21 protein-coding genes are annotated in these 24,793 nt (G+C 68.6%); 5 read left to right on the forward strand and 16 right to left on the reverse strand.

The features are described from left to right. Positions 1–42: 42 nt before the first annotated feature. Positions 43–1,599 (reverse strand): amino acid permease, encoded by a 1,557-nt coding sequence (locus ACWDTS_RS20725; RefSeq protein ID WP_248673619.1) that lies wholly within the window; start codon positions 1,597–1,599, stop codon positions 43–45. A gap of 218 nt (positions 1,600–1,817) precedes the next feature. On the opposite strand from ACWDTS_RS20725, the gene ACWDTS_RS20730 reads away from it, so the two are divergent. Further along, positions 1,818–2,327: an Lrp/AsnC family transcriptional regulator gene (locus ACWDTS_RS20730; protein ID WP_248673618.1), complete on the forward strand. Its 510-nt coding sequence runs from the start codon at positions 1,818–1,820 to the stop codon at positions 2,325–2,327. A gap of 83 nt (positions 2,328–2,410) precedes the next feature. On the opposite strand, the gene ACWDTS_RS20735 is transcribed toward ACWDTS_RS20730, so the two are convergent. The 4 genes from ACWDTS_RS20735 to ACWDTS_RS20750 all read right to left on the reverse strand — a co-directional run bounded on the left by ACWDTS_RS20735 (position 2,411) and on the right by ACWDTS_RS20750 (position 8,257). Further along, entirely contained in the window at positions 2,411–3,499 is a 1,089-nt protein-coding gene (locus tag ACWDTS_RS20735; protein ID WP_248673617.1) for a Glu/Leu/Phe/Val family dehydrogenase, read from the reverse strand. Next, complete coding sequence (locus tag ACWDTS_RS20740; protein WP_450118939.1) at positions 3,496–7,008, reverse strand: indolepyruvate ferredoxin oxidoreductase family protein; 3,513 nt, start codon at positions 7,006–7,008, stop codon at positions 3,496–3,498. Before ACWDTS_RS20740 ends, ACWDTS_RS20735 begins: the two co-directional genes overlap by 4 nt. A 176-nt stretch (positions 7,009–7,184) precedes the next feature. Further along, entirely contained in the window at positions 7,185–7,634 is a 450-nt protein-coding gene (locus tag ACWDTS_RS20745) for a MarR family winged helix-turn-helix transcriptional regulator (protein ID WP_197251004.1), read from the reverse strand. Next, on the reverse strand, positions 7,631–8,257 hold the full coding sequence (locus tag ACWDTS_RS20750) for a type 1 glutamine amidotransferase family protein (protein WP_450118940.1): 627 nt from the start codon (positions 8,255–8,257) through the stop codon (positions 7,631–7,633). Before ACWDTS_RS20750 ends, ACWDTS_RS20745 begins: the two co-directional genes overlap by 4 nt. A gap of 338 nt (positions 8,258–8,595) precedes the next feature. On the opposite strand from ACWDTS_RS20750, the gene ACWDTS_RS20755 reads away from it, so the two are divergent. The 3 genes from ACWDTS_RS20755 to ACWDTS_RS20765 all read left to right on the forward strand — a co-directional run bounded on the left by ACWDTS_RS20755 (position 8,596) and on the right by ACWDTS_RS20765 (position 10,453). After that, complete coding sequence (locus ACWDTS_RS20755) at positions 8,596–8,943, forward strand: PASTA domain-containing protein (RefSeq protein WP_197251002.1); 348 nt, start codon at positions 8,596–8,598, stop codon at positions 8,941–8,943. Between the two features lie 200 nt (positions 8,944–9,143). Next, positions 9,144–9,782 carry a hypothetical protein gene (locus ACWDTS_RS20760; RefSeq protein WP_307846041.1) on the forward strand — a complete coding sequence of 213 codons (639 nt, stop codon included), beginning with the start codon at positions 9,144–9,146 and terminating at the stop codon, positions 9,780–9,782. After that, entirely contained in the window at positions 9,779–10,453 is a 675-nt protein-coding gene (locus ACWDTS_RS20765; RefSeq protein ID WP_197251001.1) for a hypothetical protein, read from the forward strand. Before ACWDTS_RS20760 ends, ACWDTS_RS20765 begins: the two co-directional genes overlap by 4 nt. A gap of 54 nt (positions 10,454–10,507) precedes the next feature. Here ACWDTS_RS20765 and ACWDTS_RS20770 read toward each other — a convergent pair whose 3' ends face one another. The 9 genes from ACWDTS_RS20770 to ACWDTS_RS20810 all read right to left on the reverse strand — a co-directional run bounded on the left by ACWDTS_RS20770 (position 10,508) and on the right by ACWDTS_RS20810 (position 19,517). Then, complete coding sequence (locus ACWDTS_RS20770) at positions 10,508–10,717, reverse strand: DUF4287 domain-containing protein (protein WP_248675301.1); 210 nt, start codon at positions 10,715–10,717, stop codon at positions 10,508–10,510. Between the two features lie 65 nt (positions 10,718–10,782). Then, entirely contained in the window at positions 10,783–11,289 is a 507-nt protein-coding gene (locus ACWDTS_RS20775; protein WP_450108130.1) for a hypothetical protein, read from the reverse strand. A 43-nt stretch (positions 11,290–11,332) separates the two neighbouring features. After that, positions 11,333–12,091, reverse strand: a complete 759-nt coding sequence (locus ACWDTS_RS20780; RefSeq protein WP_197250999.1) for an ABC transporter ATP-binding protein — start codon at positions 12,089–12,091, stop codon at positions 11,333–11,335. Beyond that, positions 12,088–13,794 carry a dipeptide/oligopeptide/nickel ABC transporter permease/ATP-binding protein gene (locus ACWDTS_RS20785; protein ID WP_248675303.1) on the reverse strand — a complete coding sequence of 569 codons (1,707 nt, stop codon included), beginning with the start codon at positions 13,792–13,794 and terminating at the stop codon, positions 12,088–12,090. Before ACWDTS_RS20785 ends, ACWDTS_RS20780 begins: the two co-directional genes overlap by 4 nt. Beyond that, entirely contained in the window at positions 13,791–14,786 is a 996-nt protein-coding gene (locus tag ACWDTS_RS20790) for an ABC transporter permease (protein ID WP_197250998.1), read from the reverse strand. Before ACWDTS_RS20790 ends, ACWDTS_RS20785 begins: the two co-directional genes overlap by 4 nt. 3 nt (positions 14,787–14,789) lie before the next feature. Next, positions 14,790–16,373 (reverse strand): ABC transporter substrate-binding protein, encoded by a 1,584-nt coding sequence (locus ACWDTS_RS20795; protein WP_450108129.1) that lies wholly within the window; start codon positions 16,371–16,373, stop codon positions 14,790–14,792. A gap of 222 nt (positions 16,374–16,595) precedes the next feature. Beyond that, complete coding sequence (locus ACWDTS_RS20800) at positions 16,596–17,705, reverse strand: LLM class flavin-dependent oxidoreductase (protein ID WP_197250996.1); 1,110 nt, start codon at positions 17,703–17,705, stop codon at positions 16,596–16,598. A 12-nt stretch (positions 17,706–17,717) separates the two neighbouring features. Continuing rightward, complete coding sequence (thiM, locus tag ACWDTS_RS20805) at positions 17,718–18,560, reverse strand: hydroxyethylthiazole kinase (protein ID WP_197250995.1); 843 nt, start codon at positions 18,558–18,560, stop codon at positions 17,718–17,720. 60 nt (positions 18,561–18,620) lie between these two features. Next, positions 18,621–19,517 (reverse strand): sulfurtransferase, encoded by an 897-nt coding sequence (locus tag ACWDTS_RS20810; protein WP_248675306.1) that lies wholly within the window; start codon positions 19,515–19,517, stop codon positions 18,621–18,623. 70 nt (positions 19,518–19,587) lie between these two features. Between ACWDTS_RS20810 and ACWDTS_RS20815 the strand changes: the two genes are divergently transcribed. Beyond that, complete coding sequence (locus tag ACWDTS_RS20815) at positions 19,588–20,277, forward strand: GntR family transcriptional regulator (RefSeq protein WP_197250993.1); 690 nt, start codon at positions 19,588–19,590, stop codon at positions 20,275–20,277. 36 nt (positions 20,278–20,313) lie between these two features. Here the strand turns inward: ACWDTS_RS20815 and ACWDTS_RS20820 are convergent, their stop codons facing one another. Together ACWDTS_RS20820 and ACWDTS_RS20825 are read right to left on the reverse strand one after the other, a co-directional pair. Further along, positions 20,314–23,370: a bifunctional [glutamine synthetase] adenylyltransferase/[glutamine synthetase]-adenylyl-L-tyrosine phosphorylase gene (locus ACWDTS_RS20820; RefSeq protein ID WP_450118941.1), complete on the reverse strand. Its 3,057-nt coding sequence runs from the start codon at positions 23,368–23,370 to the stop codon at positions 20,314–20,316. 82 nt (positions 23,371–23,452) lie between these two features. Next, positions 23,453–24,790: a glutamine synthetase family protein gene (locus ACWDTS_RS20825; protein ID WP_197250991.1), complete on the reverse strand. Its 1,338-nt coding sequence runs from the start codon at positions 24,788–24,790 to the stop codon at positions 23,453–23,455. Positions 24,791–24,793 lie beyond the last annotated feature (3 nt).

Here is a 24,793-nt window from a genome sequence, read left to right on the forward strand (position 1 = left end):
CCGGTAGCTGGTGCTACCGGAAACGCGCACGGGTACGGGCGGTTACACCGGTTCGGGTTGCGGGACCTCGCGCGGTTCGGAGACCTGCTCGACCTCGTCGACCCGCCGCTGCTCTGCTCGCAGTCGCTGTCCGAGGACCGACTTGCGGCGACCGTAGGCGAAGTACACCACCACACCGATGGCCATCCAGGCGACGAACCGGATCCAGGTCTCGACGGACAGGTTCAGCATCAGCCAGCCGCAGGCGAGCACCGCGAGGATCGGCACCAGCGGCACCATCGGGACGCGGAAACCGCGCGGCAGGTCCGGACGGATCCGGCGGAGAACCATGACACCGATGCACACGAGCACGAACGCGAACAGCGTGCCGATGTTGACCATTTCCTCGAGCACACCCATCGGGAACACCGCCGCGAGGACGGCGACGACGGCGCCGACGATCAGGGTGATGCGCACCGGGACGCCCTTGTGGTTCGTGGTGGCGAGCTTCTTCGGCATGAGTCCGTCACGGGACATCGCGAACAGCACGCGGGTCTGGCCCAGCATCATCACCATCACGACCGTGGTGAGGCCGGCGAGGCCGCCGATGTTGATGGCCATCTGCGCCCACGTGATGCCGTGTGCCTCGAACGCGGTGGCCAGGGTGGCGCTGCCGTCACCCACGAGGGCGCTGCCGGTCCGCAGATCGGTGTACTTGACCATGCCGGTGAGCACCAGGGTGACGCCGACGTAGAGGACGGTGACGATGGCGAGCGATCCGAGGATGCCGCGCGGAAGCGACTTCTGCGGGTTCTTCGTTTCCTCGGCGGTGGTGGCGACGACGTCGAATCCGATGAAGGCGAAGAACACCAGGCTCGCCGCGGCGAGGAGGCCGTACCAGCCGTAGGTGCTGCCACCGGCGCCGGTCAGCGCCGAGAACAGGGACTGGTGGACGCCGGTCGCGGTGGTCTGCGTTTCCTCGGCCTGCGGAATGTACGGCGCGTAGTTGCTCGCCTTGATGTAGAAGACGCCGACGGCGATCACGAGCAACACGACCGCGACCTTGATGGCGGTGACGACCGCGGACACCCGCGAGGACACCTTGGTACCGACGGCGAGGATGACGGTGATCGCACCGACGATGAGCAGTGCACCCCAGTCGAATGCGAGGGGCCCGAGATGCATCGTGGTGTGTTCACTGCCGCCGAACAATCCGCCGAGATACATGGACCACCCCTTCGCGACCACGGCGGATGCCAGGGCGAATTCGAGGATCAGGTCCCAGCCGATGATCCAGGCGACGAACTCGCCGAACGTCGCGTACGAGAAGGTGTAGGCGCTGCCGGCGACGGGAACCGTCGAGGCGAACTCCGCGTAGCAGAGGGCGGCGAGGCCACAGGTGATGGCGGCGAGAACGAAGGCCAGCGAGATCGAGGGGCCGGCCACATTCCCGGCGGTGCGGGCGGTGAGGGTGAAGATGCCGGCGCCGACCACGACGGCGACACCGAATACGGTCAGATCTTTCGCGGTGAGTTCACGCTTGAGCCTCGAACCGGGTTCATCGGTGTCCGCGATCGATTGCTCTACAGATTTGGTGCGCCAGATGCCGACTCCGGGCATGTTGTGCTCCTCGGTGTGGGTTGTATTGCCCCACCGGACCTCGTGGGTAGCCGGGGGCGTTCGCTCACAGATGGCGCTTCATGCTGCGTCGATGAGAGATTCTGTGAGCATTTCTATGCAGCAATCATGGCACTAGCGAGAATGGTGTCAATATCTTCTTCAACAGCTATGCACTATGCTCAACTAGTGACACGCATCACAGTGGAAAGGATGTCACCGTGCTCAGTCTCGACCGTCTCGACGCGGCCCTGCTCGCCGAGCTCACCGACAACCCTCGCGCCGGGATCGTCGACCTGTCGGCGAAGCTCGGCGTCGCACGCAACACCGTCCAGTCGCGCATCCGGAAGCTCGAGGAGTCGGGAGCCGTGACGGGATACCGGCCGGTCGTCGACCTACCGAAGCTGGGCCTGCCACTGCAGGCGTTCATCGGCGCCGAGCTCGTCCAGGCCCGCATGGGCCACGTGATCGCCGAACTGGAACGGTTCCCCGAGGTGCTCGAGGTGCACGCGACCACGGGCCGGGAGGACCTGCTGATCCGCATGGCCGCCCAGTCGCAGGAGAACCTGCTGCAGGTGCTCGAACGCATCCACTCGATCGAAGGCGTCGCACACACCACCACGACGCTGGCCCTGACGACGCCTGTGGCGTACCGGACGCAGCCTCTGCTCGATCAGCTCACCCGCGGTGCCGGTCACGGCCGTTCGACGCCGGTCGCGGACCTTCCCTGACGGCGACACACGGACGGACGCAACGAGGCAGAGGAGCCGCCGTAGCGACTCCCCTGCCTCTGTTTCGTATTACTGCATCGATGTCACGCTGCGTCGATGCGCTGCTCCGCGATCCGGTTCGCGGCGGCGCCGAGCCCGGTGCCCAGAACCCGTGCCATCTCGAAGATCTCGGAGGTGCGGTCGAAGATCGCCTCGACGTCGGAACGCACGGCCGCCGCGTCGAAACCGTCGACCTCGCCCGCCACCTGGATCAGGCCGCCGGCGTTGGCCACGTAGTCGGGCACCCACGTGATCCCCCGCTCCCCCAGCAGGTTTTCGACCTCGGGGGACGCGAGCTGGTTGTTCGCCGCGCCGCACACGAGCCGCGCGTCCAGGGACCGGGCCGTGACCGGCGAGAGCGTGCCGCCCAGCGCACACGGCGCGTAGACGTCCAGCGGCGCCTCGACGACACTGTCGGCGACCCGCACGTTCGGGAAGTCCGCGACGACGCGTTCGATCGCGGCCGGATTCACGTCGGAGACCACCACGTGGGCGCCGTCCGCGGCGAGCAGGCCGACAAGCGAATACCCGACCTTGCCGAGACCCTCGACGCCGACGACACGTCCGTCGAGATTCGGTGCGCCCCAAACGTTCTCGGAACCGGCACGCATCGCCTGGAACACGCCGAGCGCGGTGAGCGGGGAGCTGTCCCCGGATCCACCGGCCGCAACGGTCCGGCCGACCGCGTGGGCGGTGCTGCGGCCGACGACGTCGAGGTCGGAGGCGAAGGTTCCCACGTCGGCGGCGGTGATGTAGCGACCGCCGAGGGAGTCGACGAACCGGCCGTACGCGGCGAGCAGCGCCTCGGTCTTGTCCGTGGTCGGGTCGCCGATGATCACGGCCTTGCCGCCACCGAGGTTGACGCCGGAGACCGCCGCCTTGTAGGTCATTCCCCGCGAGAGGCGCAGCACGTCGTCGAGCGCCTGCCGCTCGTCGGCGTACGGGTAGAAGCGGGTGCCGCCGAGCGCGGGTCCGAGTGCGGTGGAATGGATCGCGATGATCGCGCGGAGCCCGGTCGCGGCGTCCTCACAGAACACGACCTGTTCGTGCGGGCGATCCGACAGGTTGCGGGACCGGCCGAAGACTCCTGCTGCGGTGTCCTCGAGGGGGCGGATGACGGTGGGGGTGCTCACGCGACGGATTCCTTTCGGGCGGTGGAGATCTGGGAGGTTTCGGGGGTCTGTGCCGACGGGGCGTCGATGCCGAGTTCGGCGAGCTGGGCGCGGTAGCGCTCGATCGAGCGCAGCTTGACGTCCTCGTAGCCGCGGACGGTGTCGGCCAGGTCCGCGATGCGGACCGCGCGGTCGTAGGTGTCCTCGTTCAGGTCTGCGGCGAGACCCAGGACGGTGTCGGTGTAGTGCGCGAGCAGCTCGCGTTCGACCTTGCGCACGTGGGCGTAGCCGAAGGGATCGAGCCGGGTTCCGCGCAGCCTCTTGCCCTTCGCCAGGAGACGCAGTGCCACATGGGTTCTGGGTCCGAAACCGACCTTCTTCTTGCGGCCGAGTGCCCGGAGGACCGGCGGGTGCAGGCGGTAGGTCAGGTCCGCTCCGTCGGGCACCTGCGCGTTCACCTCGTCGAGGAAGGCCGGATCGACGAGCATCCGCGCGACCTCGTATTCGTCCTTGTAGGCGGTGAACTTGAACAGCCCGCGGGCGACCGCCTCGGAGAACTCGGTGCGGTCGGTGACGCGACGCTCGGCTTCCCAGACGGACTGCACCTGCTCGATGTACCGGGCGGCCAGGCGGCGGCCCTGGTAGTCGATCAGCGCGGCGGCACGGATCCGGACCAGGCGCAGCACCTCACCGTCGAACGTGGTGCCGGCCAGCAGCTCCTCCGGGACGACGGTCCCGGAACGCTGCGCGCGGACCGGCTCGGTCGCCGCGGCGAACGCGTCGGGATCGGCAACCGCCGCGCGTCCCCAGCGGAACGCCGCGATGTTCGCCGCGACCGCGACACCGTTGAGCTCGATGGCCTCCTCGATGGCCTCCGCGGGGATCGGCAGGCCGCCGAGCTGATGCGCGGCACCGACGACGAGGAAGTTCGCGGCGGCAGTGTTCCCGAACAGGGCCTGTGCGGCGGCGAGGGCGTCGAACGAGGCGAGCCGGGCGGTGGCGGCCTCGAGCCGCGACAGCAGCTGCTCCTCGTCGGGGTGGCGGATCGACCGGTCGTACACCATGTCCCCGGTGGGGGTGCGGCTCGTCGACGCGACCGCGACGGTGGTGGCCGCATCGGCGTAGGCGAGGTTCTTCGCATCGGCCGCGGTGAGCAGGTCGAGGGCCAGCAGGCAGGACGCACCGCCGGTGCCGACGCGGTTGCCCGGTTCGAGCTCGTCGGGGGCGAACCGCAGGTGCGAGACCACCGGTCCGGCCTTCTGGCTCATACCGATCTGGTCGAGGGATTCGACCTCGAAGCCGGCACGCATCGCCGCGGTCGCGAGAACCTGGTTGACGGTGACGATGCCGGTTCCGCCGATTCCGGCGAGAAACACGTTGCGGGTGCCGGCGACCGCCGTCTCGACGTCGGGCACGGCGGGCGGTGTCGGTGCGGTGCGCTTCTCGGTCTTGCGGGTGGGGTCGATCTCGACGGTGACGAACGACGGGCAGTCGCCGTCGAGGCACGAGTAGTCGGTGTTGCAGGAGGTCTGGTCGATGCGGGTCTTCGAACCGAACTCGGTGTCGACGGGCTGCACCGACAGGCAGTTGCTCTTGACGCCGCAGTCGCCGCAGCCCTCGCACACCGCCTCGTTGATCACGACGCGGGTCGTGCGGGTCGGCAGGGTGCCGCGCTTGCGCTGACGTCGCGCGTCGGCGGCGCAGTGCTGGTCGTAGATGAGCACGGTGACGCCGGCAACCTCGCGCAGCACGCGCTGTGCTTCGTCGAGGCGGTCGCGGTGCCAGACCGTGACGCCGCGGGCGAGCTTGCGCTTGCGATGCCGCTTCGGTTCGTCGGAGCAGATGATGATCTGCTTGACGCCCTCGGTGGTGAGCTTGTGGGTGAGCGCGGGAATGGTCAGCGCACCCTCGGCGTCCTGCGCGCCGGTCATGGCGACGACGTCGTTGTAGAGCAGCTTGAAGGTGATGTTCACGCCGGCCGCGACGCACGCCTGGACGGCGAGCTGACCGGAGTGGAAATACGTTCCGTCACCGAGGTTCTGGAACATGTGACCGACGTCGGTGAACGGGGCCTGACCGATCCACTGGGTGCCCTCACCGCCCATCTGGGTCAGCCCGGTGACCGCACTGTCGGCGCGGCCGGACATCGTGACGAGCGCGTGGCAGCCGATGCCGCCGCCGCCGATCGATCCTTCCGGCAGCGCGGTGGAACGGTTGTGCGGGCAGCCGCTGCAGAAGTAGGGAGTGCGGGTGGCCGAGAGCACCTCGAGCGGGAGCTGCGGCAGCGGCGCGGGGCCGAGGTCCACATGCCCCTTCAGGACGCGGCGCAGCGGCCCGCGGATCCGGCCGGCGGTGAGTTCGCCGTCCACCGGGACGAGTCGCCGTCCGTCGGCGTCCTTCTTGCCGACGATGACCGGCGCCGATTCGGTTCCGTAGAGGATCTCGCGGATCTGGGTTTCGACGAAGGCGGTCTTGTCCTCGACGACGACGATGCGCTCGAGCCCGTCGGCGAACTCACGGACCATGTCGGGTCCGATCGGGTACGGCATGCCGATGCGCATCAGCCGGATGCCGGCTTTGTGCAGGTCGGCGTCGGTGACGGACAGGTCGAGCAGGGCCTGCCGCAGCGCGTCGAAGGTGGTGCCGGTCGCGACGAGGCCGATGCGGGCATGGGCGGGATCGACCTCGATGACGTCGAGCGCGTTGGCCTTGCCGTAGGCCTGGACCATCGCCCAGCGCGGCCCGTACAGGTCGGCTTCGGCGATCACACTGTCGACCGGCGCGGCCATCGGGCGCTGCTTGTAGACGAACGGCTTCCCTTCCCAGGAGATTTCGGGAACGGTGATCTCGGTGTCCGCGACCGACCCGTCGACGCTCCAGGCGCCGTCGGCGACATCCGCGACGATCTTGAGTGCGACGACGCACCCCGAGGCCCGCGAGAGGGCGACGCCGTGCAGGCCCATCGTGACGATCTCGGCGGCGTTGCGCGGGAAGAGCACCGGGATGCCGAGGGCGGCCAGGGACCGCTCGCTGACGGCGGGCACGGTCGAGGACTTGGACGCGGGGTCGTCACCGACCATCAGCAGCACACCGCCGGTCGGTGAGACGCCGTACATGTTGGCGTGCCGCAGCGCGTCGGTGGCGCGGTCGAGGCCGGGGCCCTTGCCGTACCAGACGCCGACGACGCCGTCGTGCGTCGGCGTGCCCGCTCCGAGGTCCGCCTGGCTGCCCCACACCGCCGTCGCGGCGAGTTCCTCGTTGAACCCCGGGGTGAACGTGATGTCGTGTTCGGCGAGCACCTTCGGCATGCCGTGCAGCAACTTGTCCAGGCCGCCGAGCGGGCTTCCGGGATACCCGGAGACGAAGGTCGCCACGCGACGGCCCTCGCGGATGTCCCGCACGTGCTGTTCGACGAGCTGCCGGGCAATGGCCTGCACACCCGTGAGCAGGACCGTTCCGGAGCCGGAGCGGTATCGGTCGTTCAGATCATAGGGAAGGCTGTCGCTTTCACGGACCGCGATCTCGGTCATCGCACACCACCGTTCCTTTGCGACATCCGTTGTGCAGTGTCGCTCGAGTCACATCAATTGGTGCAGCAATAATCTCCATTCCTGATTCAATCCGTCAACAGCATCGAGAACAACTGAGCATTTTGATCGATTGTGACGCGTACCACACCCCCGTGGTGGTCACGGTGCTCAGAGCACTACCGGGCGACGCCGATCGCGTCGAGTGTCGAGGAGAGCCGTTCGAGGACTCGCACCGTCTCGGCGAAGCCCTCGGCACCGAGCGCGCCGGCCAGCCGCGCGGCGAGTTCGGCGTGTGCCGGACCGATACGTTCGATCGCCGCGCGGCCCGCCGCCGTGGGTGCGACCAGCTTGGCCCGGCGGTGCGCCGGGTTCGGGGTGTACTCCGCGAGCCCCTGATCGACGAGCAGATCCGCGATGCGCTGTACCGACTGCCGCGTGATGCCCATCGCGCGGGCGATTCCGGCGACCGGAAGCGGCTCGTGCAGGACGGCGCCGAGCACCTGCCAGCGGGCCGCGGTCAAACCGGCCGGTTTCGCGAGTTCCTCGGCGGCCGAGAGGAACTGGCCGTTGAGACGGAAGACGCTCAGCGCGGCCCGGCTGAGCAGATCCTGTTCGGCACGGCTCACCGGTCGCCGCCCGCCGCCTCTTCGGCCGCCTCGAGGATCGGGAAGGCGGACGCGTCGGAGTCGTGGAACAGGCGGTACCACGCGTCGAGGACCTCACCCTCGTACACGCCGAGAAGGCCGAAGATCTCGCGGGCGAACGCCACCGGTTCGGTCCCACCGGCGGTGACGAGGATGCCGTCGGTGACGGCATCGGCCTCGACATAGCGACCCGCGCCCCCGTAGCCGGTGGCGGCGAGGTAGAAGGACACGTTGCTGGTGTGATCGCGGTCGTCGAGCAGGCCTTCGCGGGCGAGTCCGGCGGTGGCGCCGCAGATCGCCGCGACGGGCACGCCGGTGTCGAGAAATTCGCGGGCGAGGCGTGCGTACGGGGCCAGTTCGTCGCCGGTATCCCACAGGTCGGCGCCGGGAAGCACGAGCAGGGCGGCGTCGTCGGGGCTGACCTCGTCGAGGGCCAGATCCGGGACGATGCGGATGCCGGCCATGGTCGTGACCGGCTCACGACTCGGCCCGACGGCCCGGATCGTGTAGCCGGCCCGGGCCAGGTGAGCGACGGCATGGCCGGGTTCCCAGTCGGCCAGGGTGTCGTAGACGGCGAGGAACACTGTGCCGAGCGTGGGTGTCATGGCAACCTCCGATGTCGTTCATCGATATGTCAGCATCCTGTCAATTAGACAGGGTGCTGTCAATAACAAGTTGCCGAAGTCCCCGCCACCTCCACAGACCCGGAGGTACGATTTGTGACGTAACGCACATTCGTCGCAACGGCCCGCGACGAATACACCCCGATGAGCACCGGATCGCGTCCACACCTCGGCGGCCACGTCGACAGGCGTGACCCGATCCTTCGGTGCGCATCCGGTTCGCCGCACAGCGCGGGGCACTGCGGCGACCCGCCCCGTCGCCCGGCTTTCCTTGCCGGGTCCGCATTTCGAACCGGCATCGTCTCCGGAAGGACGTTGTCATGCGCAGAACCCTGACCGCCGCGGTTCTCGCGGCCACCGCCGCACTCACCCTCGGCACCGGAGTTGCATCCGCCGAGTGGTTGTACGAGGACATCCTCGTCGTCGGAATCCCCAACGTCGTAGGCATGAGCGAGCAGGACGCCGTCGCCACCCTCGAATCACAGGACATCCCGTACACCATCACCAACAAGTCCGGCAGCGCGCTGACCGTGTGCAACGTCACCGAGCAGCGGGACAAGGGGTTTTACACCGAGATCCGTCCCGAATGGGATTCGACGGACCAGGAATGGGACTACGTCGAGTACAAGATCTGGCGGGGTCTCGGTCTCACCGTCGTCTGTAACTGACGGGCGCACGCCACGTTTGCAGCGTCGGCAGCACACGGCTGCCGGCGCCTTTCGGCGTGGGCAGCTTGCCTGGGTGAGCGGGTTAGGTTTACCTTTACTACTTAAGGTTCACCTTATTCGGACGAACCCGGCGAGCCCGGCCCGCGACACCGTCGCGGAGACCGGACCCGTGCCCCGGAAGCCAACACCAGGAAGCAACAGTGCCCCAATCGAACCGGCCGCCCTCCACCACCGACGAGCCCACCGCGATCGCCGCTGTCCTGCACGTGACGATGGGCACCGAAAACCTCGCCGGCGAACCCGGAACCGGACCCCGCGTCGGTCAGGTCGACGTCTACAACCTCCCCTACGTCGACCTCACGACAGTGCGGGGCCTGATCATCGGCGGCGGTGTCGACCAGATCTTCCTTGAGCGCAACCGAGATCTGCTCACCGGATTCGTCACCCGCGGCGGCCGCGTCGCCGTCATGGGTCACGCGTTGACGGATTTCCTTCCCGGCCTCGGGGTGTGGCGCAAGCTCGCCTACACCGGCCCGAAGGACCTCGCGATCACGCTCGGCGATCCGCACCCGGTGTGGGACGGTGTCGACCCTGCCGACCTGAGTTTTCGCAAGGGCGTCACCGGCTTCTACGCGCGCGGCTACGTCGACAAGATCCCCGACGATGCGATCGTCACGACCCGCATCGGCCGACACGCGCTGCCCCTCGACTTCGTCTACCCGCTCGGCGACGGCCAGGTGCTCGTCCACGGCGGGAACGACCTGACCGGCTGGAAGAACGACCCGAACACGTCCGCGCGGATGACACCGCAACTGATCGATTGGCTGACGCAGCGATGACCACCGCCGAACCCTTCTCCCGCACCGACATCGCACCCCTGCGGAGCCGGCGCCTGGCCATCGTCCACGGCGGGTCCTACCCCCATCTGCAGACGATGAAGGACCCGGCGGTGCTTGCCTACCAGCCGGACTTCCACTACCTGGCCGACCTCGCCGACGGCGATCTCGACGGCTACTCGACGGTGATCGTCGCCGACCGGTTGCATCCCGGACTCGTCGCCCGCCACGCCGATCGGTTCCGCGCGGTCGCCGAGCGCGGCGACACGCTCGTCGTCCTCGGCGAGAACGGCGTCCACACCTGGCTTCCCGGCGTGGAATGGGAACCGCGGCCGACGAACTTCTGGTGGTGGCTCCACGGTGAGGACCCGCTGATCCGCACCCGCAGCCACGACCACGGGGCATGGGCGTACCTGAGCACCAAATCCGTCATCTGGCATCACCACGGGTTGCTCCGCACCGAAGCGGACGTGGTCCCGCTCGTGGTCTCCGAGGAACCCGATGCCGAGGGCAATCCGCACGACGCGGGCATGATGCTCTACGAGGACACCACTTCGACTGCGGGCCGTCTCATCGTCACGACCCTCGATCCGACGTACCACCACGGCAGCAACTTCATGCCGGGCGCGACGCGGTTCCTGTACTCGCTGTTGCGCTGGGTCGACAACACCTGACGCTCCGCGCACGATCGGGCCCGCCACCGCACTGCGGTGGCGGGCCCGGTCGGTTCAGCCCGCGTTCTCTTTCAGGGTGTGGGCGACGAGGGCGTTGGCGTGTCCGTGGCCCATGCCGTGGTCGACCTTGAGCCAGTTCACCAATTCCATGTGCTTGGTCAGATCCGACTCGCGGATCATCGTCTTCCACTCCTCGATCGGGCGACCGTATTTCTTCTCGATCGACGGAAAGTACGACTCCGGGCCTTTCGCCTTCTCGGTCATGGGCGAAGATTAACGGGACCGTCGGACATCGTCGGCCCGATCGGTGAAATCCACCGCGGTGCACGTCAGTTCACGATGTCGTAGACCTCGTCCGCGGGTGCAGCGAGCAGCCGATCGGCCATCTCCTGCTTGAGCACCGTCAGGCGTGCTTCCTCGTCGTCGGTGCGGTCGGCCTTGCGCCCGAGGGTGATGAACTCGTCGGTGACGAAGCCGTCGCGGATCTCGAGCCGCACGGTCCGGTCGCGGTAGGTCAGCACGAACACGTACCGCTCCAGCGTCTGCCCGCGATCGCGGCGCTCGAGTTCCGCGTCGACGGTGAACCGCCCGGCGGTCACAGCCCGGGTCACCGCCTCGAACGTGTCGCGCACGCCGGGACCGCGGTGCGCGGTGGCGACGCTGATCTCGCGGCGCTCCGCGGGCGCGTCGGGACTCAGCACCGGCAGCGCGCGTTCGAGGACTTTCACCGCGTGTGCAACTCCGCCCGGGAATCCCGGGCCGTGGTACTTCATGACGTCGTCGACGGTGAAATCGATGACGGTGCCGTTCTCGGCGACGGCGATGGTTTCGGACATCGGGACATCTCCTGGTGTGAGTCGGGTTGCAGCGGAATCGGGTTCAGACACCGGACACGGCACCGACGAGGGCGGCGGTGTATTCGTGTGCCGGGTCGGCGAGAACGGTGTCGGCGCGGCCGGCTTCGACGATGCGCCCGCCCTGCATCACGACGATGTCGCGGCAACTACGGGCGGCCAGCGCCAGATCGTGGGTGATGTGGACGACGGCCATGTTCTCGGAGACGGCGAGTTCGCCCATGAGGTCGACGATCTCGAGTCGCAGCGACGCGTCGAGACCACTGGTCGGTTCGTCGGCGAGCAGCAGTTTCGGCCTGGTCACCAGCGCCCGTGCGAACGCCACCCGCTGACGCTGCCCACCGGACAGCTCGTGCGGGTAGCGCTGCAGGAAGCTCTCGGCGGGACGCAGGTGCACGGATTCGAGCGCCGCGACCGCGGCCTGCCGGCGGCTGTCCCGGTCACCGATACGGTGGATCACCATCGGCTCGGCGACGATGTCCCCCACCCGCAGGGTCGGCGGCAGCGACGCGTACGGGTCCTGGAAGACCAGGTGCATCCCCTTGCGCGCCGCGCGGCGCCGGCGCTGCGGCACCGCGGTCAGGTCGACTCCGTCGAAGACGATCCGTCCCGCGGTCGGGGTCACCAGGCCGGCGACCGCCCGTGCGACGGTGGATTTCCCGGCTCCGGAGCCACCCACCAGCGCGACGGAATCACCGGCGGCGACCTGCAGGGTCACGTCCGTGATCGCGGGCTTGCCGTCGAATGCGACCGAAAGCGATGCGATGTCGAGCAGTGCACTCACGAGAAGACCTCCTGAAGTGACGGACGCAGCCGGGGCGCCGATTCGACGAGTTTGCGGGTGTACGGGTGCGTGGGCGACCCGACGACCTGCTCGGCGGTACCGATCTCGACGAGTTCGCCGTCCTTCATCACCGCGATACGGTCGGCGATTCGCTCGACAACCGGCAGATTGTGGGTGACGATCAGCAACGCGAGGGATCGGCGCACCCGCAGCTCGTCGAGCAGCGCAAGAACCTCGGCCTCGCGCAGCACGTCCAGTCCGCTGGTCGGTTCGTCGGCCACGAGCACGTCCGGTTCGTTGGCGAGCGCCATCGCGATCACGACGCGCTGACGCATGCCGCCCGAGAGCTGGTGCGGGTAGGCGTCGACCCTGTCGGCCTCGAGACCCACGTCGGCCAGGAGCTCGAGGGTGCGTTCCCGCGCCTGGGCTCTCGTGCACGAGCGGTGGGCGAGGACGGCTTCGTCGATCTGGGAGCCGATCGTGTAGACGGGGTCGAGGGCGCTCAGCGCCTCCTGCGGAATCAGGGCGATGCGGTTGCCGCGCAGGCCCCGGAGTTCCGCGGGGCTCATCCCGGCCACGTCGCGGCCGTCGACCCGCACCGCCCCGGAAACGATCTGCGCGGCCGGGGGCAGCAACCCCATCGTGGCCGCCGCGACCGTCGACTTGCCGCTGCCGGATTCCCCGACGAGGGCGACGAGTTCTCCTGCGCCGACGGTGAATCCGACTCCCGTGGCGCCGCGCCCGTCCTCACCGTAGACGACGGTGAGGTCGTCGATCACCAGCGGTGCTCCCGCATCGACATCCGGATCGACCGGAGCCGGTGCGGTGGCGGCCTTCTTCCGGGATCGCTTCGCCGGCAGGAGGATCGGGTGGGATCGCTCCTCGATGGCATTGCCGAGCAACGCGAATGCGAGCACGGTGACGGCGATGGCCACACCCGGCGGGATCACCCACCAGATCCAGGCGTCGGTCAGGAAGGCACTGCGCGCGTGCGCCATCGACAGCATCGATCCCCAGCTCGCGGCGGAGATGTCGCCGAGTCCCAGGAACGCGAGCGATGCTTCGAGCAGCACCGCAGTCTTGATGGTGAGCACGAACTGCGGGACCACCAGCGGCACGACCGACGGGGCGATATGACGCCACAGCACGTACCCGGGACCGGCGCCCATGGCGCGTTCGGCCTGGATGTGATCGCGTTCGCGCAGTGTGAGGACCTGTGCGCGCAATTCGCGGGCCAAACCCGCCCACAACACCGCCGAGATGACCATGATCTGAGTGCGCAGACCGGGTCCGGCGAAGACGCCGATGACGATGGTCAGCGGCAGCACCGGCAGCGCCAGCACGACGTCGACGATGCGCATCAGCACGGTGTCGACGACGCCGCGCGCATATCCTGCGACGACCCCGACGATCGTGCCGACGGCGGTGGCGATCACGGCCGCGACGATCCCGACGAACAGCGAGATGCGGGCGCCGTGGATCAGCATCGACAGCAGGTCGTGGCCGACGTCGTCGGCGCCGAGCCAGTGCTCGGCGGACGGCGCCGCGAACGGGCGCGTCACCCGTTCGGTGGGGTCGAACGGCGCGAGCCACGGTGCGGAAATCGCGCACAGCAGCAGCGCACCGAGCAGTACCGCGCCGACGAGCGCGAGGCGCTGGGACCGGGTTCGGGTTCCGACGATGGTCAAGCGGTTGACGTTCATACGGCTACCTCGGTGCGTCCTTCGGCCGCGGTCCGGTCGCGGCGCACCCGCGGATCGAGCAGCGGATAGGTCAGATCGGCCAGCAGGTTCGCCGCGACGATGCCGACGGTCGCGAGCAGGAACGCACCCTGCAGCAACGGATAATCGCGGGCGGTCACCGCGTCGTAGGTGAGTTTGCCCAGCCCCGGATACGCGAACACCGACTCGACGACGACCGCGCCGGACAGCAGCACACCGACCGTCAGGGTCAGGGTCGTGTAGACGGGCAGCACCGCGTTGCGCAGCGCGTGCCGGATCGCCACCCGGAACTCCCCGAGTCCCTTGGCCCGGGCGAGCCGGATGAACGGTTCGTCGAGCACGCCGATCATCGAGGCCCGGGTCATGAGGAAGAATCCGCCGATGCTCGCGATGGTCAGCGTCGCGACGGGAAGGACCATCCGCGAGGCGACTTCTGCGAGCCATTGCCCGCCGGTCGCGGTGATCGTCGCGGCCCCGTAGGACGGGAACCAGCCGAGCGTCACCGAGAACACGGCGATGAGGATCATGCCCACCCAGAATGCGGGCATCGAATCCACCACGAGGACACCGACAACCGTGCCGGTCTCCTTCGCGGTGCCGCGTCGCCACGCGGCCCACGCGCCGAGCAGGGTGCCGATCACGAAGGCCAGCACCATCGAGATGCCGACCAACGCGACCGTCCAGGACAGCTTCTCCCCCAACACGTCGAGAACAGGCCTGTTGTACTGCACGGACATCCCGAGATCTCCCCGCAGCAGCCCCGACCAGAACGAGAGGTACTGCTCGAGGATCGGCCTGTCCAGGCCGTAGCCGGCGCGGAGTTCCGCGAGGTACTTCTCGCCGAGGCCCTGCAGTTCGCCGACGTAGAGGTAGCCGACCGGATCACCCGGTGCGAGGTGCGGCAGTGCGAAGTTCAGCGTCACCGCCGCCCACAGCACGAGGGCGTACTGCCCTGCTCGGCGCAGAATAACCATCGATCAGTCCTGCGGCGCTTCCGCGTTCGCGGCGGCGACGACGTCCGCCGGCAGGAACGACCACTTGTGGACGATGCCGTAACCGGGGGTCTCGACCCAGCCCGAGAAGCTTTCGGCGTCGTAGGCCCAGGTCTCCTCTGCGTAGTACAGGGGAAGGGTCGTGGGCTGACTGTTGATCAGCTTCTGGATCTCCTTCAGGACCACAACACGGTCGTCGTAGTTGTCGGTGGCACGCCACTTCTCGTACAGAGCGTCGTATTCCGGGTAGGCGATCTTCGGGGAATCCCACAGGTAGCCGGAGCGGTGCGACATGATCAGCTGCGTCGGGTCGGCGGTCCCGTGCGGGACGATGTCGTTGATCAGGAAGTCGTATTCCTTGTTGGACGACGCACTCGACAGCGAACCCGCCTCGAGGGGCTCGACGACGACGGCGAATCCGGCCTCGCCGAAGTCCTCGACGAACAGTTCGGCGGCACGGACATGCTGCGGATTGCCGCCGTTGACGACCAACTTGAACGGAGCAGGCTTCTCACCGGCCGGGTTCTCGCGGAGGCCGTCTCCGTCGACGTCCTTCCATCCGAGGGAGTCGAACAAGGCGGCGGCCTGCGCAGGGTCGTACGGGGTGTCGGCGTCGGGATCGGCGAACGGTGCATCCGGGTGCACGTAGCCCTGGGTGCTGGGTCGCCCCTTCCCCAGCGCGACGATGTCGAGCATCTTGTCGCGGTCGAACGCGAAGCTCAGAGCCGTGCGGAAATCGGCCTGGGCGAAGGGTTCACGGGTGAAGTTGATTCGCAACTCGGTGAAACCCAGCGGATCCACGTCGATGGTGCCGATGTCGTTCGACGCGCTGAACTGATCGACCAGCTCGGGAGGCAGCGCCCGGTCGACGGCGTCGACCTGCCCGGAGCGAAGCGCGGTGAATGCGGCGGAGGAGTCGGCGATCACCGGCATGATCAGTTCGTCGACGGTCGGTGCGCCCGCGAAGTAGTCGGCGTTCGCCTCGAAGCGGTATCCGGTCGTGGGGTTGTAGTCGACGAGCTTGAAGGGGCCCGTGCCGACCGGCAGATCGGTGACTTCCTTGACCTTGGCCGGGTCGACGTTCGCCCACACATGTTCGGGCAGGATCGGCAGGTCGGCGAGCGTCACGGTGCCGAGTTCCGGGCACGAGTAGTCGCAGACGAACCGCACCGAGTGCTCTCCGGTGACGTCGATCGTCGAGATCGACGGAACATCGTTGACGTGGTGGGTGAACCGCCCGGTGGGCGCGGCGTGCATGAAGTGGAAGCTGAACACGACGTCGTCGGGTGTGAACGCCTCACCGTCGTGCCAGGTCACGTCGTCGCGCAGGTCGACGTCCCAAGTCGTGGGGTTCACTTGGCGCACGTCGGTGGCGAGCCACGGCTGCGGTTCCGCGACGTACGGCGACGGCGAGAGGAGCTTGTCGTAGACCAGCTCGGTCATCTGGTCGGTCTGGCCGACGAAGATGTTCAGCGGACCGCTGTCCTTGGCGACGGCGACGGTGAGCGAGTCCGCGGTTGCCGGACCGGACGCGGCGTCCGTGGTGTCGCCGGAGCCGCAGGCGGCCACGAGGAGCGCGGGCGCAAGAACGAGGGGTAAGGCGTGAGAGCGCCGAACGGTGCGCGTCAACTGAATGTCACTCTTCTCTGATTCGGACTGAGGTCTGGCTTACCTTACTTTGGGCAACCTACATTAACAATCAATTACTGACCAGTCCGAATTTCCGCAACCCAAAAGGCCACCACTACCGGGACCGGGGTCCCAGCCGTGGTGGCCTCGTCGCAGCGCGACTCAGAGTTCGCGGAAGCGCGGAATCAGATGCTCGGCAACGTTCTTCGCCTCGTCGATCAGAGGCCAGCCGGCGAGGATCAGCGTCGTCAGACCCGTTCGGTCGTGCAGCGCCCGCACGTGCCCCGTGATCTCGTCCGGCGTTCCGGCGTAGTACACCGCCGACGACCCGGTCGCGAAGATGTCGAGCGGCGACCACGCCGTGATGCCGGCGTACAGGCCGTCACCGAGATACAGGTCCTTCGGCTCGGGCAGGCGGCCGGCGTTGATGGTGTCGACCCAGCCCTGCCGCTGCGCGTCGCGCGCGGTGAACGTCTTGAGGTCCTGCTTGCCGCCCGTGCGACGGCGTACCGCCTTGTCCAGGACGTCGGTGATCCGATCGATCCCGGCCTTCTCGAACAGGGACCGGAACCGGTCCAGGGCCTCGGCCTGCGTCGGCCGGACGATGACGCCGGAGAGGGCACCGAAGTCGGTGAACTCCCTCCCCTCGGCGGCCGCGGACTCTCGTGCCGCGGTGAACTTGGACTCGACGAACGCCGTCTCACGCAGCATGACCAGGTACGCGTCGAGCACCTTGCCGGAATTCTGCAGTCCCGCAGGCGAATCCCCGGTCCCCCACAGCGGAACGCTGTGGTCCTCGCTCGGCGCGTCGATCCGCAGCGGCGTGTTCGGGAAGTTCGACTCGGTGCCCTCGGCGTAGATCCGCCGGAAGTCCGCCCAGTACTTCTCCCCCAGTTCGTACCGCCGGTCGTGCTCGACGTTCATGTCGTACTTGGTGAGGATGTTCTCGCGGCCGTTGACGGAGTTGATCATCAGGCGGCCACCGCTGAACGCGTCGAACGTCAGCGCCTTCTCCGCGAGCAGACGCGCCGGCGTCATGTTCGCGTAGATCGCGACGAGGAACTTCATGCGCGTGGTGTGCGCGGCCGCCCAGGTCGCCGAGATGAACGGATCGTTCGGCCACGTCGCGACGAGCGCGCCGTCGAACCCGCCGTTGTCGATCGTCTTCGCCAGTTCGATCTGCCGCTGCCCGTCGACCGGATACAGCCCGCCCGGGCTCCACGGGTAGTCCCCGTCGGCCTGGGTGAGATACCAGAAAGTCTTGATGCCCATCGGTTTTCGTCCTCAGTTCGAAAGTTCGAGCGCCTCGATGCGGGCGCGGGCCCGCAGCGTGTCGGCATCGACCGCGTACAGCGCGTCGAGATAGGCAACGGCGAACGATCCCGGGCCCGTGGAGTTCTCCTCGGCGATCTCGGCGGCGACCGCGACATGGGCGTGCGCGGCGGCCAGACCGATCAAGGGGGTCGGCGCCACCGCCAGGTAGGCCGCGACCAGGCCGCCGAGCGAGCAGCCGGTGGAGGTCACGCGCGGAAGCATCGCGCTGCCTCCGGCGATGCGCACCCCGGTGATCCCACCCTCGCGGTCACGTCCGACCAGGTAGTCGACGGGTCCGGAGGCCGAGACGGCGTCGGCGTGCTCGAGCAGCGCCAGCGCCGCTGGGACCGCGGCGGCAGCCTCGTCGGCGCTGTCGACGCCGCGGGTGTCGCCGCCCAACCCGGCGAGCGCGATGATCTCCGAGGCGTTGCCCCGGATCGCAGTCGGGTGCAGGGCAAGCAGATCGGCGGCCAGACCGGTGCGCCACGGCAACCCGCCGACGCCGACCGGGTCGAGGACCCACGGGGTTCCGGCCTCGCGGGCGGCACCGGCGGCCTCGGTGAACGCGGCGGCGGTGCCGTCGTCCGGGGTGCCGAGATTGACCAGCACACCGCCGGCGATCCGGGCGAATCCACCGGCCTCGTGGGCATTGTCGATGTGGGCGTTGCTGGCACCGGCCGCGAGCAGCACGTTGGTCAGGAAGTTGGCGGAGACGATGTTCGTCAGCGACTGCACCAGCGGCACCTGGGCACGCAGCGCCTCGAGCGCGGCGGCCACATCGTCGACGGTGGGGGCGTTCGTCGTGGTAGTCACAGAAGTTCCTGTCGGAGAGGGGAAGTCGGTTTCGGGACGATCAGGAGCGGCGACATCGCGTCATGTGTCACCCTCCCGGTCCTCGGAAGGCGCGGCCGTGACCATGGGCAGTGCGGGATCCGCCGTCCATTCCTCGAGCGATCCGTCGTACACGGCCAGGTCGTCGAACCCCACGCGCACCAGCGCGAGGGCGACCAGGCAGGCCGAGACACCGCCGCCGCAGTAGAGGACCACCGGGCGCTCGGAATCGGCGAGCACCGCCTCGGCCTCCGCGGACACCTCCTCGTCCGGCCGCAGCAGCCCGTCGTCGAGCAGACCCTTCGCCGGCAGGTTGAGACTGCGCGGGATGTGGCCGCGCCGCGAGTAGCGAGTCGTCGCGGTGCCCGCGAACTGTTCCGGGTCGAGCGCGCAGACCAGCGTGCCGGGGGCATCGCCCGCGCTGATGGACAGTACGGCGTCGCGGTCGCGCCACAGGCCGTGATCGGTCGGCTGTGCCCACCGTTCGGTCGCCGGGCGCGGCTCCGCCGCACCGGTCTCGACGGGCAGTCCGAGTGCAGTCCAGCGGGCGAGTCCGCCGTCGAGGACCCGCGCGGCGATCCCGATGTTGCGCAGCATCCACCACAGTCTCGCGGACCAGGTGTTCGTGCCCTGGTCGTACACCACGATCTCGGCGTCGGGTGCGATACCGAGGTTCCCGAGAGCGTGCGCGAGCCGGGCGGGTGCCGGACGGGTGAAGTGCAGGTTCGCGTCGACGGCACTGAAATCGCCGAGCAGGTTCGCGTGCAGCGAGCCGGGAATGTGGGCGCGCTCCCAATCGGCGAGACCGGATTCGGGCCGGTAGTCGCCGTCGAAGCGGGGCTTGGGGAACGAGACGGTCGCGTCGAGGATCGTGTAGGTACCCGGATTCCGGGCCAGGTCCTCGGCCCTGATCAGTACGTCTCGCCTGTCGTCGCTCACCGCAGCGACGCTAAACGACGAATAACGTATACGCAAGCATCCGGATGTCGTCGATGGCATAATCTGACCCATGACCCACGGCGACACCACCGCGGACCTGACCGGTTCCCTGCTCTCCGAGCCCCCGACCGGACGCGACGACCAGACGTCGAAGCAGTACCTGCGTCTGCGCGCGGACATCCTCGCCGGCAAGTTCCCCCGCGGCGCCGCCCTGCACGAGACTCAGCTCAGCGAGACCTACGGGGCCTCCCGCACCCCGATCCGCGAAGCGCTCAACTGGCTCGCCCACGACGGGCTGCTCGAACGCGCCACCCGCGGCTTCCGGGTGCGCTCGGGCACCGCCGAGGACGTCATCGAGATCTACGCGGCACGTGTCGCGCTCGAATCCGAAGCCGCCGGGGCCGCCGCCGTCCGGCACACCGAACTCGACATGGCACGCCTCGAACAGCTCCACGGATTCTGTTGCGCCGCAACCGACGACGCCGAGGTACGCAGCGGAAACTTCCGGTTCCACGAGGCCCTGTGGCAGGCCGCGCACAACTCGACCATCACCGCGCTGCTGGTGCGCCTTACCACCCAGCTGCGCATCTACGACTCGGGGCCGCCGTCCAACTACGGCGAACCCGACCTCCTCAACGCCGAGCACGAGCAGATCCTGGCCGCCCTGCGGGCCCGCGACGAAAGCGCCGCCCGCGAGCACATGCGCACACATCTCGAGCGCAGCCGCGAACAACGCATCCGCCTCTTCGCGCAGAGCTGACCGCTCCCCTACCGGGGTCGCCTTACCCCGTGGCCACTACCCGTGCCCGTCGTATCCGTGCGCGCTTCCGTAACCGTTGTCGGTTCCCCCGAAGACCCGCTCGACGACGGCCCGGGCTCGCCGCGTGACCCGCAGGTAGTGGTCCAGGAACTCGGAGGCGTCCCCCTCCCATCCCGCGACCCGCGCGACGGCGGTCAGCGTCTTACCCGGCCCGGGCAGCTGATCGGTCGGTTTGCCCCGCACCAGCACGAGCGCGTTGCGGGCCCGCGTCGCCAGGAGCCAGGACTCCCGCAGCAGCGCGACATCCTCCTGGCTGACGAGTTCCGCGGCACCGATCGCATCGAGCGCCTCGAGCGTCGAGGTGTTGTGCAGCGCCGGAATCCGGTGGGCGTGCTGCAATTGCAGCAACTGCACGGTCCATTCGATGTCCGCCAGGCCACCGCGGCCGAGCTTGGTGTGGGTCGCCGGATCCGCACCGCGCGGCAGCCGCTCCGAGTCGACGCGCGCCTTGATCCGCCGGATCTCGCGCACCGCCTCCTGCGACACCCCACCCTCCGGGTAACGGACCGCGTCGATCATGCGCAGGAACCGTTCAGCGAGATCGGGGTCGCCGGCGGCGGGGTGCGCACGCAGCAGCGCCTGCACCTCCCACGCCTGCGCCCACTGCGCGTAGTACGCCTGGTACGAGGCGAGTGTGCGCACCAACGGCCCACTGCGACCCTCGGGCCGCAGGCCCGCGTCCACCTCCAGCGGCGGATCGGTGCTCGGCGCGCCGAGCAGCTTGCGGACCTGTTCGGCGATCTGGTTGGCCCACTTGACGGCCACCGTTTCGTCGGCGTCCGGTAGCGGCTCGCACACGAACAGCACGTCGGCATCGGACCCGTAGCCCAGTTCGGCGCCGCCGAGCCTGCCCATGCCGATCACCGCGATGCGCGCCGGCGCAGGGCCCTGCTTCTGTTCGGATGCGCGGATCACGGCGCCCAGCGCCGCCTCGAGCACCGCGGACCACACGCTCGACAGGGCCCGGCACACCTGGGGCACGTCGAGCATGCCGAGGATGTCGGCGCTGGCGACACGGGCGAGTTCGGCGCGCCGCAGCGATCGGGCCGCCCCGATCGCGCGCACCGGATCGTCGTACCGCGCCGACGACGTGACGATCGCCTTCGCGACCTCCTCGGGTTGCGGTTCGAGCAGGCGCGGACCGTTGGGGCCGTCCGCGAACAGGCGCACCACGTCGGGGGCGTTGATGAGCAGGTCCGGCACGAACGCCGACGATCCGAGCACCGTCATCAGCCGTTCGGCGACCGAGGGTTCGTCGCGCAGTGTCCGCAGGAACCACACCGCGTTGTACATCGCGTCGGACAGCCGCCGGTACGCCAGCAGGCCCGCGTCGGGATCGACTGTGTCGCTCAGCGATTCGAGCAGCTGCGGAAGAATCAGTGCCTGGATCCGCGCCTTGCGCGAGGCACCACCGGACAGCGCGGTCAGGTGTCCGAGCGCGTGTTCCGGTGCGCTGTAGCCGAGCGCCGCGAGCTGACGCACCGCACCTTCCGGGGACAGCCGCACCGCCTCCGCGTCGAGGCGGGCCACCGATTCGAGCAGCGGACGGTAGAACAGCTTGGCGTGCAGCTTGCGGACCCGGGCCGAGTTCCGCTTGATCTCGGCCTCGAGCACCCCGAGCGCGTCGTTGCGGCCGTCCGGCCGCATGTGCGCGGCACGGGCCAGCCAGCGCAGTGCCTCCCGGTCCTCGGCGGGCGGCAGGGTATGGGTGCGTTTGAGCTTCTGCAGTTGCAGCCGGTGTTCGAGCAATCGCAGGAACTCGTACGACGCCCGCAGGTTCGCGGCGTCGTCGCGGCCGACATACCCGCCTTCCGCGAGCGCCGACAACGCTTCCACCGTGTTGGGTACCCGCAGCGATTCGTCGGCGCGGCCGTGCACGAGTTGCAGCAGCTGGACCGCGAATTCGACGTCGCGCAGGCTCCCGCGTCCGAGTTTCAGTTCGCGTTCGCGCAATTCCGCGGGGACGAGTTCCTCGACGCGCCGGCGCATCGCCTGCACTTCCGGAACGAACGCCTCACGCTCGGACGCGGTCCACACCATCGGGCTCAACGCCTCGATGTAGCGGCGGCCCAGTTCGAGATCGCCGGCCATCGGCCGGGCCTTGAGCAGCGCCTGGAACTCCCACGTCTTGGCCCACCGGATGTAGTAGGCGATGTGCGAGTCGAGGGTTCGGACCAGTTCGCCGCGTTTACCTTCCGGACGCAGCGCGGCATCGACGTCGAAGAACGCCGACGTGCCGATTCGCATCATCTCCCCGGCGATGCGGCTCGCGCGCGCGTCGGCGGGCTCCGCCACGAACACGACGTCGACGTCGCTGACGTAGTTCAGTTCGCGCGCACCGCATTTGCCCATCGCGATGACCGCGAGATCGACGGGGCACGGTCCCTCGGGGACGATCGTCGCGACCGCGACGGCCAGCGCGGCGGTCAAGGCCGCGTCGGCGAGATCCGCGAGCTTGTGTCCCACCTCGATGTACGGCAGCACCGGCTCGTTCTCGACGGTCGCCGCGAGATCCACGGCGGCGATGAGCATCAGCTGATCGCGATAGGAGGTGCGCAGCGCCGGTATCGCCGCGGGGCCGGTGAGCTGCGCCCGGTAGACGAGCGTGTCGGTGCGGCCCCCCGGCTCGGCGACCGCTCCGACGCAGTCGAGCATGCGCGCGGTGAACGTGTGCCGGTCCGGCAGCTCGAGTTTCCCGGCGAGCATGCGCCAGCGGTCCGGGTGGGCGACGACATGGTCGCCGAACGCCGCGGAGGCCCCGAACAACCCGAACAGCCGTCCCCGCAGTCCCTTGTCGAAACGCAGCGCGCCGTCGAGTTCGGCCCACCCGGCCTCGTCGAGTGCCTCCTGCAGCCGAACCAGGTTCCGCAACGCCAGATCGGCGTTCGGGGCGCGCGACAACGACCACAGCAGTTCGATGCTGTCGGTGTCGTTCCAGGCGAGCTGTTCGAGGTGGGCTGCGGCCGTGGGCTCGACGAGCCCGAGCCGGCCCGGTCCGGGAATCGCGGACCGGGCGGGTGGCGGTTTCACCACGCACCCACCCCCGGTCCCACGCCGGTCGGATCTGCCGCGATCTCCTCTGTCCGCGTCCGCACGCCATTCACCCTATCGCCGACTACAGACCCAGGTACTGCTCCAGCTCGTACGGGGTGACCTGGCTGCGGTAGTTCTCCCATTCACGCCACTTGTTGCGCAGGAAGTAGTCGAACACGTGCTCGCCGAGCGCCTCGGCGACCAGCTCGGACTTCTCCATCTCGCGCAGCGCGATGTCGAGATCGGTGGGCAGCTCGCGGTAGCCCATCGCGCGCCGCTCGGCGGAGGTCAGCGACCACACGTCGTCCTCGGCCTCGGGGGCGAGCTCGTAGCCCTTCTCGATGCCGCGCAGACCGGCGGCCAGCAGCACCGCGAACGTCAGGTAGGGGTTGCACGCCGAGTCCGGGGTGCGGATCTCCACGCGGCGCGACGACGCCTTGTTCGGCGTGTACATCGGCACGCGCACGAGCGCCGAACGGTTCGACGGACCCCAGCACGCGGCCGTGGGGGCTTCTCCGCCGTGCACGATGCGCTTGTAGGAGTTCACCCACTGGTTGGTGACGGCGCTGATCTCGTTGGCGTGCTCGAGGATGCCGGCGATGAACGCCTTGCCGGTCGCGGAGAGCTGCAGCGGATCGTCCGGATCGTGGAAGGCGTTGTTCTCGCCCTCGAACAGGCTCATGTGCGTGTGCATCGCCGAACCGGCGTGCTCACGGAACGGCTTGGGCATGAAGGTCGCGCGCACACCCTCCGCCATCGCGATCTCCTTGACCACGTAGCGGAAGGTCATCACGTTGTCGGCCATCGACAGCGCGTCGGCGTAGCGCAGATCGATCTCCTGCTGGCCGGGGGCGGTCTCGTGATGGCTGAACTCGACCGAGATACCCATCGACTCGAGCGCGTCGATCGCGTGCCGGCGGAAGTTCGGGGCCGAGCGGTGCACGGACTGGTCGAAGTAGCCACCGTCGTCGGCCGGGACCGGGGGCTGGCCGGGCTCACCGTTCTCGACGAGGAAGAACTCGATCTCGGGGTGCACGTAGCAGCTGAAACCCAGATCCGACGCCTTGTTCAGCTGGCGGCGCAGCACGTGCCGCGGGTCCGCCCAGCTGGGGGTGCCGTCCGGCATGGTGATGTCGCAGAACATCCGCGCCGAGTACTGGTGTCCGCGATCGTCCATCCACGGCAGCACCTGGAAGGTCGTGGCGTCCGGCCGCGCGACCATGTCGGCCTCGGAGATGCGGGAGAAACCCTCGATGGCCGAGCCGTCGAAACCGATGCCCTCCTCGAAGGCTCCTTCGAGTTCGGCCGGGGCGATCGCCACGGATTTGAGCGTCCCGACGACATCGGTGAACCACAGGCGCACGAACCGAATGTCGCGCTCTTCGAGGGTGCGGAGCACGAACTCCTTCTGGCGATCCATAGT

This window comes from Rhodococcus sp. NPDC003383 (genome assembly GCF_053589115.1).

Coding starts and splice junctions, on each gene's coding strand:
- ACWDTS_RS20725 (WP_248673619.1), bottom strand. CDS start 1,599: ATGCCCGGAGTCGGCATCTGGCGCACCAAATCTGTAGAGCAATCGATC.
- ACWDTS_RS20740 (WP_450118939.1), bottom strand. CDS start 7,008: ATGACCGAGATCGCGGTCCGTGAAAGCGACAGCCTTCCCTATGATCTG.
- ACWDTS_RS20750 (WP_450118940.1), bottom strand. CDS start 8,257: ATGACACCCACGCTCGGCACAGTGTTCCTCGCCGTCTACGACACCCTG.
- ACWDTS_RS20755 (WP_197251002.1), top strand. CDS start 8,596: ATGCGCAGAACCCTGACCGCCGCGGTTCTCGCGGCCACCGCCGCACTC.
- ACWDTS_RS20765 (WP_197251001.1), top strand. CDS start 9,779: ATGACCACCGCCGAACCCTTCTCCCGCACCGACATCGCACCCCTGCGG.
- ACWDTS_RS20770 (WP_248675301.1), bottom strand. CDS start 10,717: ATGACCGAGAAGGCGAAAGGCCCGGAGTCGTACTTTCCGTCGATCGAG.
- ACWDTS_RS20775 (WP_450108130.1), bottom strand. CDS start 11,289: ATGTCCGAAACCATCGCCGTCGCCGAGAACGGCACCGTCATCGATTTC.
- ACWDTS_RS20785 (WP_248675303.1), bottom strand. CDS start 13,794: ATGAACGTCAACCGCTTGACCATCGTCGGAACCCGAACCCGGTCCCAG.
- ACWDTS_RS20790 (WP_197250998.1), bottom strand. CDS start 14,786: ATGGTTATTCTGCGCCGAGCAGGGCAGTACGCCCTCGTGCTGTGGGCG.
- ACWDTS_RS20800 (WP_197250996.1), bottom strand. CDS start 17,705: ATGGGCATCAAGACTTTCTGGTATCTCACCCAGGCCGACGGGGACTAC.
- ACWDTS_RS20815 (WP_197250993.1), top strand. CDS start 19,588: ATGACCCACGGCGACACCACCGCGGACCTGACCGGTTCCCTGCTCTCC.
- ACWDTS_RS20825 (WP_197250991.1), bottom strand. CDS start 24,790: ATGGATCGCCAGAAGGAGTTCGTGCTCCGCACCCTCGAAGAGCGCGAC.